The 15,024-nt window shown below is 73.2% G+C and carries 13 protein-coding genes; 2 read left to right on the top strand and 11 right to left on the bottom strand.

The window, feature by feature from the left end; translation table 11 throughout:
- Positions 1-52 precede the first annotated feature (52 nt).
- Both ACLJQZ_RS38800 and ACLJQZ_RS38795 read right to left on the bottom strand, forming a co-directional pair.
- Positions 53-1,135 carry a hypothetical protein gene (locus ACLJQZ_RS38800; RefSeq protein ID WP_410625501.1) on the bottom strand — a complete coding sequence of 361 codons (1,083 nt, stop codon included), beginning with the start codon at positions 1,133-1,135 and terminating at the stop codon, positions 53-55.
- Positions 1,136-1,208: 73 nt separating this feature from the next.
- Complete coding sequence (locus ACLJQZ_RS38795) at positions 1,209-1,682, bottom strand: MarR family transcriptional regulator (RefSeq protein WP_326953063.1); 474 nt, start codon at positions 1,680-1,682, stop codon at positions 1,209-1,211.
- Positions 1,683-1,734: 52 nt separating this feature from the next.
- On the opposite strand from ACLJQZ_RS38795, the gene ACLJQZ_RS38790 reads away from it, so the two are divergent.
- Positions 1,735-3,180, top strand: coding sequence for a phenylacetate--CoA ligase family protein (locus tag ACLJQZ_RS38790; RefSeq protein ID WP_410625499.1), 1,446 nt, complete (start codon positions 1,735-1,737; stop codon positions 3,178-3,180).
- 193 nt (positions 3,181-3,373) lie between these two features.
- Here the strand turns inward: ACLJQZ_RS38790 and ACLJQZ_RS38785 are convergent, their stop codons facing one another.
- The 3 genes from ACLJQZ_RS38785 to ACLJQZ_RS38775 all read right to left on the bottom strand — a co-directional run bounded on the left by ACLJQZ_RS38785 (position 3,374) and on the right by ACLJQZ_RS38775 (position 7,018).
- A complete protein-coding gene (locus tag ACLJQZ_RS38785) occupies positions 3,374-5,857 on the bottom strand; it encodes a hypothetical protein (protein ID WP_410625497.1) in 2,484 nt (827 codons plus the stop codon).
- 178 nt (positions 5,858-6,035) lie between these two features.
- Positions 6,036-6,176 carry a hypothetical protein gene (locus ACLJQZ_RS38780; RefSeq protein ID WP_410625496.1) on the bottom strand — a complete coding sequence of 47 codons (141 nt, stop codon included), beginning with the start codon at positions 6,174-6,176 and terminating at the stop codon, positions 6,036-6,038.
- Positions 6,149-7,018: an aminoglycoside phosphotransferase family protein gene (locus ACLJQZ_RS38775; protein WP_410625494.1), complete on the bottom strand. Its 870-nt coding sequence runs from the start codon at positions 7,016-7,018 to the stop codon at positions 6,149-6,151. Before ACLJQZ_RS38775 ends, ACLJQZ_RS38780 begins: the two co-directional genes overlap by 28 nt.
- A 133-nt stretch (positions 7,019-7,151) precedes the next feature.
- Between ACLJQZ_RS38775 and ACLJQZ_RS38770 the strand changes: the two genes are divergently transcribed.
- Complete coding sequence (locus ACLJQZ_RS38770) at positions 7,152-7,526, top strand: STAS domain-containing protein (RefSeq protein WP_410625492.1); 375 nt, start codon at positions 7,152-7,154, stop codon at positions 7,524-7,526.
- 1 nt (position 7,527) lies between these two features.
- Here ACLJQZ_RS38770 and ACLJQZ_RS38765 read toward each other — a convergent pair whose 3' ends face one another.
- The 6 genes from ACLJQZ_RS38765 to ACLJQZ_RS38740 form a co-directional block, all read right to left on the bottom strand.
- Positions 7,528-8,229 (bottom strand): RraA family protein, encoded by a 702-nt coding sequence (locus ACLJQZ_RS38765; protein WP_410625490.1) that lies wholly within the window; start codon positions 8,227-8,229, stop codon positions 7,528-7,530.
- A gap of 29 nt (positions 8,230-8,258) precedes the next feature.
- Positions 8,259-8,582, bottom strand: a complete 324-nt coding sequence (gene cutA, locus ACLJQZ_RS38760) for a divalent-cation tolerance protein CutA (protein WP_410625486.1) — start codon at positions 8,580-8,582, stop codon at positions 8,259-8,261.
- 216 nt (positions 8,583-8,798) lie between these two features.
- Complete coding sequence (locus ACLJQZ_RS38755; RefSeq protein WP_410625484.1) at positions 8,799-10,442, bottom strand: Hsp70 family protein; 1,644 nt, start codon at positions 10,440-10,442, stop codon at positions 8,799-8,801.
- Positions 10,443-10,447: 5 nt separating this feature from the next.
- Complete coding sequence (locus ACLJQZ_RS38750; protein WP_410625482.1) at positions 10,448-11,701, bottom strand: hypothetical protein; 1,254 nt, start codon at positions 11,699-11,701, stop codon at positions 10,448-10,450.
- The gene (locus ACLJQZ_RS38745) at positions 11,698-13,173 is read right to left on the bottom strand and encodes a dynamin family protein (RefSeq protein WP_410625481.1); all 1,476 of its coding nucleotides are present in this window, start codon (positions 13,171-13,173) and stop codon (positions 11,698-11,700) included. The genes ACLJQZ_RS38750 and ACLJQZ_RS38745 overlap by 4 nt, the downstream gene beginning before the upstream one ends.
- The gene (locus ACLJQZ_RS38740; protein WP_326949921.1) at positions 13,170-15,011 is read right to left on the bottom strand and encodes a dynamin family protein; all 1,842 of its coding nucleotides are present in this window, start codon (positions 15,009-15,011) and stop codon (positions 13,170-13,172) included. Before ACLJQZ_RS38740 ends, ACLJQZ_RS38745 begins: the two co-directional genes overlap by 4 nt.
- Positions 15,012-15,024: the final 13 nt, after the last annotated feature.

Here is a 15,024-nt window from a genome sequence, read left to right as displayed (position 1 = left end):
TCCTACGTCGGCGCCTGCGGAGCGCCCGACGACGCGAGAGATCGGAAGCCACCTAACCGGGCCCGGCCCCCGGCTCGGACGGCCGCTGGAGCGTTGCGAAGTCCCCGATCGGTGGGGTGCAAGCACGGGGCTCGGCGGTCTGGCCATCCGAGGCGAGGAAGGCTGCCGGGGTGGCGGAACCGGAGCCGCCGGCGGAATCGGCCGGCGGTGGGACGCTGCCAGGGTGACCAGGCTTTTCGGCCGGGCGCGGGCGACGCTGCTGCTCTGGTCCGGCCGGTCGCGCCGAGGTGGCCGTTCGCGGCGTGGCTCGCTTCGGCGCCGCTGCCTTGGCCGACGGTCCGACGGACGCCGGTTCGAACGCGGACAGCGCGGGCGGGGCGGGATCGGCGACGGCCGGAGACGGCTTGGTGGGCACCGGCCCGGCCCGGGAACCGACCGGCCGGGCCGGGTCGCCGGCTACCGGCTCCTGCGCCGCGGGCGCCGGCGCACCTTGATCGCCGATCACCGGATCGAGTACCCCGGCAACCGGACGGACCAGGTCACCGACCACTGGTTCGACCGGCCCCGTCACCGGGCGCACGATCTCCGTGACGACCGGGCGCACGAGTGCCGAGACCGGCCTGGTCACGCCGGAGAGAACCGGCGCCACCAGGACCGAAACCGGCTCGGCCACGTTCGAAGCAACGGGCGTCACGACACCGGAACCGACCGCGGCGGCAACCGGCTTCGTCACCCGTGAAACGACCGGCTCCACGATGCCCACGGGCGGCAGCGATGCCGGAACTGCCTGCGTCACCGAAGTTTCCCGCGGATCGGAGCGCGGCTTTTCCGGCGCCACAACGGTTCCGGGCGCCGGCCGACCCGAGACCAGCTCCGCGACCACCCGCCGCGCGTCCGGCACCGTCGGGTCGCCGTCCGCCGAAACCGCCTGGGCGCGGCCCGGTACCAGCCACGACAACAGCCACAAGGCCGCCACGGCACCCGCCACGACCAGCACACGGCGTGCGGTCATGGCCGCACTGGCCGGTGGCGCAACGCTGCGTGCCCAGGTCACGGTCGGCGAACCTCCAGATGCGGGACCGAATCTGGACGTACCCAGCCACGCCGTACGCCACGCACCGCAGGCCGCTTCCACTCGTCCGGCCTAGTTCTTTCGGGCCGCTGGACCGGGTTAACCCGCCAGTCGGCCGAGCCCGATCCACCACCCGTCAGGGATCTTGGCGCCGGGACTCCGCCAGTGAACCGAGGGCCAGGACGCCGTGCTGGAGTCCTTCACGGAACGTCGTGCGCTGGCCCGGGCTCAGGTCGGCGAGCAGCTCCCGCTCGACCTCCCCCACCGCGGGCGCGCAGCCGGCGAGCAGGGCCCGCCCGGTGCCGGTGAGGCTGGCCAGCAGGACGCGCTTGTTGTCCGGCTTGGGCGTCCGCTCGATCAGGCCGCGCTTCTCCAGCGCCAGCACCATCTCGTGCATCGTCTGCGGCCGCAGGAACGACCGGCGCGCGAGCTGGGCCGACGACAGCGGGCCGCTCGCCTCCAGCACGGTGAGCGCGGTGTACTGCAGCGTGGTGAGCCCGAGCTCCCGCAGGGCGTCGTCCAGCAGCGCCCGGATGGCCAGCTCCAGCCGCTTGACCAGGTACAGGGTCAACGGCGCGCCGGTGGCGGGCTGCTCCGCGGAGGTGCTCACGCGCCCATCATGGCACCTCGGGGCGATGCCGGCCGGACGCTATGCTGCGATCATGGACCACGGTCGGCAGGCCCGCGTGCGCCAGGCGTTCGACACCTTCTTCACCGCACCCGGGCCGGCGCCCGCGGACCGGGTCCTCGACCTGTTCCGCCGGACCGCGGAGACCGTGCCCGCGTACCGGAAGTTCCTGGGGGACCACGGGATCACGCCGGAGTCGGTGACGACGCTCGAGGACTTCCGGCGACTGCCACTGGTCGACAAGGCGGGCTACCACCGGAAGTACCCGCTGCCCGAGCTGTGCCGCGACGGCACGTTCGCCGGCCTCGACATGATCGCCGTCTCCTCCGGCTCCAGCGGGCACCCGACCATCTGGCCGCGCGCGCTGGAAGACGAGCTGCACGTCGCCCGCCGCTTCGAGCAGGTCATGGTCGACGGCTTCCACGCCGACGAGCGCAGCACCCTCGCCGTCGTCTGCTTCCCGCTCGGCACCTGGGTCGGCGGCCTGTTCACGACGGCGTGCGTGCGCCACCTCGCGGCCAAGGGCAGCCCGATCACCGTCGTGGCGCCGGGCAACAACAAGGCCGAGATCCTGCGGGTGCTGCCCGAGCTGGCGCCGCACTTCGAGCAGGTCGTGCTGCTCGGCTACCCGCCGTTCGTCAAGGACGTCGTCGACACCGGCGTGGCCGAGGGCGTCGACTGGCCCGCGTACGCGATCAAGCTCGTGCTGGCGGGCGAGGTGTTCAGCGAGCAGTGGCGTGACCTCGTCGCGCAGCGGGCCGGGGTCGCCGACCCGGTCCGCGACATCGCGTCGCTCTACGGCACCGCCGACGCCGGTGTGCTCGGCACCGAAACCCCGGTCTCGGTGGGCATCCGCCGGTTCTTCGCGGACCGGCCCGAGCTGGCGCGCGAGGTCTTCGGCGACGCGCGGCTCCCGACGCTGGTGCAGTACGACCCGGCGAGCCGGTTCTTCGAGGTGCACGACGGCACGCTGGTCTTCACCGCGGACGGCGGGATCCCGCTGATCCGCTACCACATCGCCGACGACGGCGGCGTCCTGCCGCACGCCGGCCTGCTCGCCTACTGCGCCCGCCACGGCTTCACCCCGCCCGAGGGCCCGGAGCTGCCGTTCGTGTACGTCTTCGGCCGGTCGCTGTTCACGGTGTCGTTCTTCGGCGCGAACGTCTACCCGGAGAACGTCACGGTCGGGCTGGAGCAGCCGGGCATCAGCGCCACGGTGACCGGCAAGTTCGTCATCGAGTCGGTGGAAAACGAAGACCGCGACCGCCGGCTGCGCATCACCGTCGAGACGGCCCCGGGCGCGACGGCGGACGCGGGCCGCATCGCGGAGTCCGTGCGCGAGCAGCTGTTGCGGCTCAACAGCGAGTACGCGCACTACGTCCCGGCGGAGCGGCAGCTGCCCGACGTCGTCCTGCGACCGGCGGGCGACCCGGAGTACTTCCCGGCCGGGGTGAAGCACCGCTACACGCGGCCGTCCTGAGCCCAGGTGACACGATCGATGATCCGGAAGCCGGGCAGCTCGAAGCCGGGCGCCCCGCCGAGCACAAAGGTCCTGCCACACGCACCGGTGAACGTCGGTGCCGGCACCCGGCACCGCGCCGATCGTGGCTCGCCAAGTGAAGACCCGGTCCCCGATGCGAAGCCTCCGCAGCCTCGTCCGCACGCCGGCCGTCCTAGGGTTTGACGAGCTTGCGGAACCGCTCGCGGCGCTCGTCGGACGACGAGCCGTCGGCGATGTCGTCGTCGAACCACGAGCACAGCGCGCCCCACAGGTCCGCGCGGGCCGCGAAGTCGTCCTGGGTCTGCTCGACTTCGGCGATGTCGGCCACGAGCTGGTCGAGGCGCAGGTCGCAGAGGCGGACGTACTCGCGGACGACGATGTTCGCGTCCATGCCCGTCCGGCCCTTCGCGCCCGCCGCGCCGCGCAGCTGGGCGTGCAGGCGTTCCTCGTTGTAGAGCGGGAAACCGCTGATGGCGCCCGGGTAGGCGCAGTCGGCCGACCACTCGCGGAACGCGCTGATCGCCTGGTAACGGGTGTACCAGTCCTGCTTCCCGGTGGCCAGGTCCGCCAGCCGGCGCCAGGCGTCGCGGTCGGTGGCGCGCCAGCGGTCGAGCACCCGGCCGTCCTGCACCGGGTCGGGGTCGAGGGCCCGCAGCCGCCAGAAGTGCGCGCGGCAGCTGGCGATCTCGCAGACGAGCCGGCGGACGTAGCTGACCTGTTCCCAGACGTGCGCGCGCTGCGGGCGCAGCGGCGCGGCGCGGTCCGGTGAGAAGGTGACCATCTCGAACACGCGGAACAGCTCGTGCCCGCGCAACGCGGCGAGGTCGGGGTCCTCCCCCATCACCCACGACCGGCGCTCGGGCAACCGTCCACTGTGGCTGATCGTCGCGGCGTGGTAGAGCTCGCGGACGGCGCGGCGGGCCACCTCGTCGCGCGTTTCCCCGGTCAGGCGCGGGTTCCGGGCGCGGTCACGCAGGTCGCGCTCGCCGCGCGGGCCGACTTCGAGCATCGCGACGGCGTACACGCTCGCCGCGTTGTAGCACTCTTCCCACGACTTGCGCGGCCCCGCCGCCTCGACGGTGTCGTCGAGCGCCTGCGGGTCCGGGGGCCAGCGCCGGTCCGGGCAGACGTCGGCCAGCTTCACACGGCTGCCGGGGTAGGCCGGGCGGGGTTCGGGGACGGCGCCGGACATCGGCTCGACGTCCGCCATCGCCCGCCGCAGCACCGCCCAGACCAGCGAGAGGTCGAGCGCGCGGTTGGTGAGCTGCTCCCAGCTGCGGCGCCAGCGCCTGCCGAAGTTGCGGTAGTCCGCGACGAGCCGCTCGATCTCGTACTGCGACAGCGCGCAGAAGTACGACCGCATCTCGGCGGCGCGCTGGTTGTACTCCGCGAGTTGCTCGAGCGTGGCGTCCTGCACGACCAGCTCCGGCACCGACACGCGCATCACGCGCCGGTGCAGCTCCAGCCGCTTCTCCCGCGGGATCGCGTACGGCCGGGTCCGGACGTCGAGCTCGACGTAGCGGCGGAACCGCAGCTCCAGCGCGGCCCGCAGTTCCGCGCGGCGCAGCGCCCGGGCGTCACCGGGGACGCCCGCGGTGGTCCGGCGGACCCACCACGAGCCGGCGACCGAGTCGCCGTGGCCGAGGACCAGTGCGTGCCGGTAGCGGGCGATCAGCAGCGCGACGTCCCGGCTGCGGCCGGCGTGGCGCGGCTGGCGGGCGAAGTCCTCGCCGATCCACCACCGGGCCAGCTTCGGCTTTCCCCTGCTGCACAGGGTGATCACGTCGTCGTAGGTGGCGAGCGCGTCGAGGTGCAGGTCCAGTTGTTCCTGCAGGGCGGCGATCTCGAGTCTGATGTAGACGTTCGACGGGTCGAGGCTGAGCGCGCGGTAGTACTCGGCGAGGGCCTCGTCGTAGCGGCGGTAGGTGATGAAGTGGTTGGCGCGCTGGTAGGCGTCGAACAGCTCGTACGGGATCTTCGCGTCGCGCCAGGCGGCCCAGTGGATGTTCGTGCGGACGTAGGCGCTGCGCGGGATGACGAGCGCGGCGACGGCGTTGGCCGCGCGGTGCAGCACGCGCGGCCAGCTCTCGTCCTCGATCACCAGCGGGCTGGCGGCGAAGCGCGGGCACCGCACGAGCTCCAGGATCAGCTGGTAGCGGCCGGCGGTGTTGCCGGGCCGGACGGTGCCGGTGACGGTGAACGCGGCGGGCGGCTGCGCGAGCCGGATCAGCTTGGTCGCGGCCTTCCACCAGCCGTCCGCCGACTCGCCGGCGTGCTCGACGATCTGGATGAAGTCGTAGGAACCGCCGACGCCGGGCACGGAAGTCGGGGTGTAGAGCCGCGAATCGTTCAGGATCCGCTTGAAGGCGGCGGTCAGCTCGACAGCGGAGTCGATCTCGCGGTCGTGGCTGGCGTCCGGCCGCTCGTCGGCGAAGAGGCGGATGTCGATCTGGTTGGCCCGGAACGCCGCGGCTTCGAGCCGGGCCTTGCCGGTGAAGTACAGCGTGAGGACGGCCGAGATGACGACCACCGACGTCTGCAGGACGGTCCAGGTGATGACGCTCGCGACCTTCGGGTCGCGGATGAAGGTCAGCTCCTGGAAGAACGGGAGGTACGGCACGATCGCGAAACCGGCCGCGACGAGTCCCGCCGTCACCGCCGCGAGCCACCACCTGATCCGGTGTGCTTCCGGAAGCTCCGCTTGATCGAACCCGCCGTGTCGTTGCCCGGCCACCCGTCGACCACCCCCTCGTGTCAGATTACTCGCCCAGGGGGTGCGTTTCGTTACGGCCGGTGATCTGCGATTTCCGCGATGACCGGGGCGTGGCACCGTCTCATCGGGACGCCGACGCGTGGTCCGCCACCAGCTCGTCCAGCCGCCGTCGTGCCGCGGCCACCCGCACCGGATCCGGGCCGGTCAGCTCCGCCCGCGACGGCAGCACCGCGGTCAGGCCCAGCCGCGGCCGCGGGCCCACGTCGCGTCGTCGACGTCGAGGGCCTTGCGGAACTCCACGCGGCCGTCGGCGGACAGGACCGACCACGCGGCGATCAGGTCGCACGCCGGGTCGCCCACCGCCAGGGTGCCGAAGTCGATCACCGCGCTCAGGCGGCCGTTGCGGGACAGCAGGTTCGCCGGGGCCGGGTCACCGTGGACCCAGACCGGCGGGCCCGCCCACGGCGCGACCGCGCGGGCCGTTTCCCAGACCGCGGCCACCGCGTCGAGGTCCACCAGGTCCGCCAGGGCTTCGATGCGCGGTGCCAGCCGGGCCGGTGCGATCGCCGAGTCGCGCTCGTCGGTCATCGAGACGCCGCGGAAGCCGTTGCTCCACTGCGGCGGTGGGCCGCCGGTGGCGTCCGCGCCGCGCAACGCCGTGAAGAACGCGGCGAGGTCGGCCGCGAGGCCGTCGACGTGGTCCGGGTCGACGGCTTCGCCCGGCAGCCAGCGGTAGACCGACCACGGGAACGGGTAGCCCGCGCCCGGTTTCCCCTCGGCCAGCGGGACCGGGACCGGGAAGGGCAGGTGTGGCGCCAGTTTCGGCAGCCACTCCTGTTCGCGCGTCACCTGCCCGGTCCACCGCGCGAACCGCGGCAGCCGCACCGACATGTCCGGCCCGAGGCGGTAGGTCGCGTTGTCGACGCCCTGGGCCGGCGCCGGCTCCACCGCGAGTCCCGCCCACCGCGGGAACTGCGTCTCGACGAGGCGGCGGACCACGGCGGCCGTGATCGTCGCTTCGGCCGAGGAAAGATCACCGATGACCACGAAGGACGTCCCCCATTCGGCATGCCCGGCCGGGGTACGGCGGACACGGCCGATCACAGCGGGTACCCGTGCGCCCTGTCCAGCGAATTTGGCGGCAGTGGTTCACGAAGATCGAGTGCAGTACGATGAGGATTAACGGCTGAGCCGGGCCTTCACGGCTCTCCGCAGCCCCGAGGAAAGGTGTGCCGCGATGGTTCCCGAACCACGACCGGCCGACCACGAACTCGCCGCCGCCTGGGTGGACGCCCACGGCAGGCTCTCGATCGACGTCCGCCACCCCCGGCCGGGCACCGTGCTCGTGCGGGTGGCCGGCGAGATCGACCTGAGCACCGCACGCAAGCTCGACGAGGTCCTGCAGTCCCGCGTGGCCCCGGAGATCGACGAGGTGATCGTCGACCTCGGTGACATCACGTTCTTCTCCGTCGCCGGGCTGAACTCGCTCATGCGGGCCCAGCTCCTCGCCGACACCGCGGGCGCCCGCCTCACGATCGACGCCGAGGGCTCGCGCGCGGTCCGGCGGCTGTTCGCCCTGCTGCCGGCGGAAAGCCTCTCGTCCGCCCGGTGACTCACTCCTCGATCGCGCCGCCGACGGCCCGCAGGTGCGCGCGGAAGGTGAGCGCCGGGTCCGTTTCCCGCGCGGCCAGGAAATCCGCGAACCGGACCTGCTCGCGCAGCGACTCGCCCGCCCGGATCCGGTCGGCCTGACGGCGTTCGGTGTCGCGGATCCCTTCGGCGAGGGTGAACAGCTCCTCCGCCCGGTCCGCCGGAACGAACAGGACGCCGTCGTCGTCCCCCAGCACCAGGTCCGACGGCCCGATCCGCCACGCGCCGACGATCGCCTCGGCCAGCCCGCCGTCCACGCGGGGGCCGAGGCTCAGCGGCCCGGTCGGGAGCGAGCCGAGGCTGAACACGGGCAGGCCGATCTCGCGGATGTCGGCGGTGTCGCGGTGCAGGCCCCAGATCACCACCCCGGCGAGCCCGGCGGCGCGCGCTTCGAGGACCACGAGGTCGCCGACGCAGCTTTCGTCGACGCGGCCGCCGTTGTCGACGACCAGCACGCCGCCGGGGACGGCGTGCTCGAAGGCCTCCAGGAAGACGTCGACGCTGCCGACGTGCCGGGCCGGGACCGCCGGCCCGAGCAGGCGGCTGCCCGGCACCACCGCGCGGGTCGGCGCGGGGGCGCAGCGCACGGGCAGCCCGGCGCGGACGCAGGCGTCCGCGAGGTGGGCGGTGGTCAGCGTCGCGAAGCGCTGCCTGAGATCGTCCATTCCCTGACCCTAATCAGCGAAAGGCGCGCTCAGCCACGTGTTTCCGCGGTCAGCCAGGCCAGGTACGCCGCGCTGCCGCCCTCGATCGGCGTGGCGATCACCTCGGGCAGGTCGTAGCGGTGCAGCTGCGCGATCCGCGCGGTCAGCGCGGCCACCCGGTCGGTCGTCGTCTTGATCTCGACGCGCCACTCCTGATCGGTCTGGACCGCGCCCTCCCAGCGGTAGACGCTGGTCACCGGCCCGACGATCTGCGCGCACGCGCCCAGCCGCGCCTCGATCGCCTGCGCGGCCAGCTCGCGGGCCGCAGCCTCGGAGTCGGTCGTGGTCGTCACGATCACGTGCTCTGCCACCATGTCCGCGAGGTTACCGGCGCCGGCTCATCACCGGCGCGCCAAGCAGCGGCCGACCGTGCGTGGGCCGGCGGTTCGGGTGATCAGCACGCCGACACTCGTGATTGCGGGGTCGACTCGCGTGTTTGAAGGGACGACACGCCGCCCGGCCCGGAGCCTGGGCGCGGGCCGTGCCCCCCGACGGTGCACGGCCCGCGCCCCTTCCGGACTCCCCCTGGCTCAGGGCGTGGGCTTCGCGCTCGTCGTGGTCGTCCAGCTGGTGGTCGTCGTCGGAGTCGTGGTGTGCGTCGGGGTCGTGGTCCGCGGCGGGGTCTTGCGGTGCGTCGTGGCCGGCGGGTTCGTGTGCGGCGGGGCTACGGTCGCGTGGGTCGTCTCCGGTGTCTCCGACGGCGACGGGATACTGACCAGCGTCGGCGTCTCGCTCGTCGATGCCGGCGCCGACGTCGGGTCGCCGGCCGAGCCGCCACCGCCGGAGCTGCTCACCGCCACGGCCACCCCGCCGATCGCCACCACCGCGACCGCGCACAGCCCGACCACGACCCCGCGGCGCGACGCGCGACGTCCCGGGCTCGCGCCTTCGCCCTTGCCGCGACCGAGCGACGGCGGCGGCGCGCCCACACCGGGCGTGGCCATCGCGCGTGTCTCCTCACGCGGCGCGGGCGCCCGCCGGGCATCAGGTCGCGCCGGGACGCCGTTCGGCGGCGTCCGCGGCACCGCAAGGCCGTTCGGCGGCGTGCGCGGGGCCGGTGGCCGGGGCACCCCGGGGAGCGGCAGCTGGGCCTGCGTCGCCTGCACCAGCCCGGACCGGCCGGACGCCAGCGCCGCGGCACCGAGCGCGACGCCGTACTTCGGGTGGATGTCGACCGCGGTCGGGCGGCCGAGCTCGGCCGACACCAGCTGCGACACCAGCGGGATCCGCGACGACCCACCGACGAGCAGCACCGCGCCGAGGTCGACGGGCTGGAGGTTCGCCGAGCGCAGCGCACGGTGCAGTGAACCGATCGTCGCGGTGATCGACGGGCGGATCATCTCCTCGAACTCGCCGCGGGTGAGCCGCACCTCGGTCTGCACCGACGGCAGCAGCACCGGCACGGCCGTCTCGGTGTCGGCGGAGAGGGCTTCCTTGGCCAGCACGCATTCCTGGCGCAGCCGCACCACCGCGGCCACCGCGCCGGGGTCGTCCGGGTCGATCTGCGACAGCTTGCCGTCGAGCGCGCGGTCGACGTGGCCGAACACGGCCTCGTCGAAGTCGACGCCGCCGAGGCCTTCGATGCCCTCGGGGGTGCCGAGGATCTCGAAGCCGCCGCCGCGCTTGCGCAGCACGGTCGCGTCGAACGTGCCGCCGCCGAGGTCGTACACCGCGACGACGGCGCCGTCCTCCAGCCGTTCCTGCGCCGCGTAGTGCGCGGCCGCGGCCTCGGGTTCGGTGATCAGGCCGACACGGTCGATCCCGGTCAGCTTGGGCACCTGCTCGAACAGCTCCCGCTTGTACGGGCCCCAGTTCGCCGGGTGCGTCAGCGTGATCCGGTCCGGCCGCCCGCCTTCCTGCCCGGCGACCGTCCGCACGACGTGGCCGAGCAGGTGCGCCATCAGCGACGCCACCGAGTGCGGCGCGCCGCCGAGCAGCACCGGCGTCGGGTCGCCGAGGCGCCGCTTGAACTCCCGCGCCACCCGGTCCGGCTCGATGGCCGCCCGCCGGTTCGCCGCGTCGCCGACCAGCACGCTGCCGTCCGCCCGCAGCAGCACCACCGACGGGATGGCCGCCGTGCGGTCGCCGAGCGACACCATCTCGACGTGGCCGGCACTGTCGACGGCGGCGGCCGTGAAGGTCGTGCCGAGGTCGATGCCCAGTCCGTAGCCCATTGTTGTCAGCCTCCGCCGTCCGCGTGCGCATGGTGATCGAAGTGGTGGTGCTCGTCCGCGTCCGGAACCGGCTGCGGCTCCTCGGGCGGTTCCTCGTGGTCCGGCGGGCCGGGTGGCTCCGGCGGCCGCGGGTCGTGCTGGTCGTGCACGTCGCGCGGTTCCGGTGGCTCGTCGGCCGTGTCCGCCGGCTCCGGCTCGTGGTGGTGGTCCTTCGGCGGCTCGAACGGGTGCTCTTCCCGGGGTTCGGGCCGCGACCCGGTCACTTCCCCGGCGTCGTGGTGCGCCCGCTCGGGCTCGGTCGCGAAGCTCGGCTTTTCCGTCGCGAAGCTCAGCGGCTTCGACGCCGGGTGCTCGGCGAGCGCGGACGACGTCGCCAGCGTCGTCGTCTCGACCGCGACCGGCGCGGCGGCCGGAGCGTCTGCTGTGGACGGCGGACGGCTGAAGGTGACGACCGGCGCCGACGGCGGACCGGGCACCGACGGCGCGGGAGCGGTGACCGACGTCGTCACGGATGTGCCGCGGGCCCGGTCGCCGACCGTCTCGGTCTGGTGGATGGTCGGCCCGGCCGGCTCGCCGAAGGGATCCTCGGCGGTCGCCTTCTCGTCGGCGGTGATGCCGACTTCGATGCCCGGCGGGCCGGTCTCGGCCGCGTCGAGCACGACCGTCTCCTCCTGGAAGACCTCGATGTCGCCGTGTCCCGGCGCGTCGGGCGTCAGCGCGTAGCTCAGCGAACCCTGGTGCTCGACGCTGATCGTGCCGTCCGGGTTCTCGTGCACCACGACGTCGGCGTCCTGGAAGATGTCGATGTCCGTGTCGCCCGGGGTGCCGTCGCCGGGCACGACCAGGTGCTGGTGGTCGACGTAGACCTCGTCGTGGCCGTGGTTGTGGACGACGAACCGTTCGGTGGCGTCGATGACGAAGTTGCCGAACGCGTCCTCGTGGACGTCGATCTGCTCGAACTCCTCGACCGTGGGCAGGTCCGCCAGCGGCGTGCCGTCGGTGGTCTCCGGGTGCCAGGTCGTGCCGGTCTGCGCTTCGACGGAACCGTCTTCGCCGCGGGTGACGGTGGTCGTCTCGACGTGCGGCACGTACTCGTGGCCGGACGCGTCTTGCGCTGTCCCGGCCGCGGCCGGTTCCGGCTGTGGCGGCGGCGCGCTCGGTGACCCCGGCGTGAGCGCGTTGCCCAGCACCTCGGAGACGGTGGCGCCGGCGACGGCCGTGACCGCCTTCTTGATCTTCCCCGGTACGTGGTCGCTCACGACAAGACCTCCGCCCGGGCTTCGCTGAGCAGGATTCCTTCGCAGGTCCGCACGAGGACGCGGGCCGCGTCGCGGACGTCGCGGGGTGAGGCCGGGTGCTCGGCGCGCCGCTGCCACCTCAGCAGCTGCGCGCCGAGCGCCTGCCGGATCGCCGCGCGGCCGGCGTCGGCCGGCAGGCCCAGCCGGCTCGGCACGTCCACCCCGGCCGCGCCGAGCAGCCGTTCCGCGTCGCGGGCCTCATCGGTGGTGAGCAGCACGACGCCGAGCCGGATCGAGTCGATCAGCTGGATCTCGGCGAACTCGTGCGCGCCGGCGACGATGCGTTCCCATTCGTGCAACAGCCCGCCGGTGCGGTCCGGGTAGGCCCGCAGCACCAGTTCCACCGCCTGCAGCGCCGAACGGGCTTTGAGGACGTCGGCCCGCGCGGCGAACTGGGTGGTCAGCAGCGACCGGAGGCGGTGCAGGCCGCTGCGGGCCAGCAGCTCCCCCGACAGCGCCCGCGCGCCGGTCACCAGGCCGCCGCCGGTCAGCTCGACGGCCAGGCGGACGCCGAAGAGGCCGTAGCGGTTGAGCAGGTCCGCGCGCTGCATCGCCGGAACGTCCACTGTGGACTCCGCGCGGGCGAACCGGTCCGCCGACGTCAGCAGCCGCGCCAGCTCGTCTGGTGGCGCGGCGGCCAGCAGCCCGAACGCGCGGTACTCGGCTTCCTTCAGCGTCGCGGCGGAGCCGGCCAGCAGGCCGGCCACCGGCACGACGGTCTGGCAGAGCCCGCGCACGCGGGGGTCCCGGGCGTAGCGGGCGGCGACCTTCGCCGCGGAGTCCAGCGCGTCCGTGCGGGCGTGCCCGACCTCGTCGGCCCGCGACAGCACACCGATCGTGTTGACCGGGCGCCGTTCGGCGGGGTCGTCGTGGAAGGCTTCGAGGAACCGGACGTCGTCGCCGTGCACGTGCCGCATCAGGTAGATCACAGCGTCCGCGGTGCCGACGCCGTCGCGGTCCGGCACCAGCGCGACCTCGGTGCGCTCGGAGACCGACGGTCGCGCCGAGCCCAGCCCGGGCGTGTCGATCAGCGTCATGGCCCGCAGCGCGGCGGACGGCCAGTCGACGACCAGGCGGTCGACGTCGTCCGGCGCCATGCCGAGCTCGAGGCCGAGGGTGCCGCTGAGCCGGCCGAACGGCAGCTGGCGCGGCATCCCGCGGACCGGGTGCAGCATGATCCGGTAGGTCGGGCCGTTGCGGTACCAGGTGACGACGCGGGTGCACTCCCCCGCGTCCGTCGCGGCCAGTTCCTGCCCGACCAGCGCGTTGAGCAGAGTGGACTTCCCGGCCTTGACCCGGCCGGCGATGGCGACGCGCAGCGGCTCGGCCAGCCGGCCGGCGATCTGGCGCAGCGCCGGCTCGGCGGGCGTGCCGGCGTACCCGGCGCACGCGCGGGCGACGAAGCCGCGGACCTGGACGTACAGCGTGGTCATCGCGTCACCGCCGCGACCGGTTTGGGCGTGCTACGCAGGGTGAGTTCGTCGGCGCGGCGGCCGAGCACCTCGAGGGCTTCGATGTCGGCCTCCAGCCGGTTCAGCTCGCCTGTCTCCGATTCGTCTTCGACCACGGCCTTCTTCGCCGCGGCCAGCGCCTCGGTCAGGGAGCGCTGCAGTTCTTCGACGCGTGCGCTGTAGGCGTCGCGGAGTTCTCGCTGGACGGTCCGCATCGCGTCGCGGGAGTCCTTGCCCACCTGGAGGTTGAACTCGTCGACGAACCGGCGGACCGCGGTCTTGGCCAGGCCGCGGCGCTTCTCCAGCTGCCGCTTGCGCTCGTCGAGGAACCCGGAGCGGCCCATCAGCAGGCCGGCCGCGATGCCGAACGGGGTCGGGATGGCCAGCGCGGCCATCTTCGTGAGCATGGAGAACATCAGGAACCCGCTGTAGGCCTTCTGGAACGCGGCCATCCCGGTGGTGCCGCGGGTCTTGACGCCGGTGAACGACGAGTCGATGTCGATCTCTTCGACCACGGTGACGGGCGCCTGCACCTCGCGCGGCAGCACGGCCTGCGACTCGGCGAGCTCGAAGTGCTCGGCGACCCGGCCGGCCAGGCCGCGGGCCTGCTTGATGAACGTCGCGTAGTTTTCGAGGGTCTCGTTCGCCAGGCGCTGCCGCAGCCACTTCTCGAACTCGGGCCAGTTCTTGGCCGGGTCGCCCTCTTCGATGGCCTCTTCTGCTTCGTGCAGCACACCGCGTGAACGGGCGCGCAGGTCGTAGTCCACATCGGACGAAATGTCGGCGAACCCGTCGAAAAGCAGCTGCTGCCACTTGGAAGACTGGCTGCGCAGGGCGTCGACGCGGTCGTTGACGCGGGTCAGCTCGGCGATGAGCGCGGCGGACTGCTCGGGGTGCGCCAGCGAGGTGCGGCGCGACCGCAGCGCGGCGTGCAGCTGGCCGACGGCGGACCCGACGTGCAGGCCGACGGCGTTGAGCGCCGAGCGTTCGGCGTCACCGACCACGCCTTGCAGGTGCTTGACCAGCTGCGGGAAGCCGGACTCGACGTTCATCTCCTGGTCGGCCGAGCGGGCCGCAACGGTCCGCAGCTCCGAGGACACCGCGATGGTGTCGATGGTGATGCCGCAGGCGTCGAGGTGGCCGGCGTTGAGCTCGAGGATCCGGCGCCAGTGCGGGTAGAGGTCGGTTTTGGTGAGGACGAAGAACACCGACGGGCAGAGCTCTTTCACCGTCCGGAGAAACCGCAGCTCGGCGGCGGTCAGCTCCTGCGAGGCGTCGGAGAGGAACAGGACGGCGTGCGCCCGCGGCAGCGAGCTGACGGTGACGGCGTTGTGCAGCGAGCCGAGGCCGCCGACGCCGGGGGTGTCGACCAGCACCAGCCCGCCGGAGAGCAGCTGGCGGCTGATCGACGCCGTGACGGACTTGAGCTTGCGGACGTTGCCGGGGTTCCCGGCTTCACTCACGTGTGACGGCAGGTCTTCGAGGGAGATCCGCTCGGTCCACGGCGGCGACGACGGATCGGCCGGCTCGTAGGTCGCCAGGGCCCCGGACTCCGGCGCGAACCGGACGGCCGTCGGCACCGCGGTCGCGATGTCGTCGTCGACCGGGCAGATCTTGGCGGTGAGCAGGGCGTTGATGAGAGAACTCTTGCCCTGCTTGAACTCCCCGACGACGTAGACGGTGATGTCGGGCTCGGACAGCAGGCGCCGGGCGTCGGTGAGGCGCTGGACGAGGTCTTCCCGTCCGTAGGCCTTGGCGCCCTTGACCGCGAGGTCGAGGGTGTCGAGGGCGATGCGCCCCCCGCCGCTCGGCTCCTGCATGACCGCTCCCTTT

This window comes from Amycolatopsis sp. cmx-8-4 (genome assembly GCF_046548675.1).
Taxonomy (GTDB): domain Bacteria; phylum Actinomycetota; class Actinomycetes; order Mycobacteriales; family Pseudonocardiaceae; genus Amycolatopsis.
Note: the sequence above shows the minus strand (reverse complement) of the source record. Positions and strands in the feature narration are given on the sequence as shown.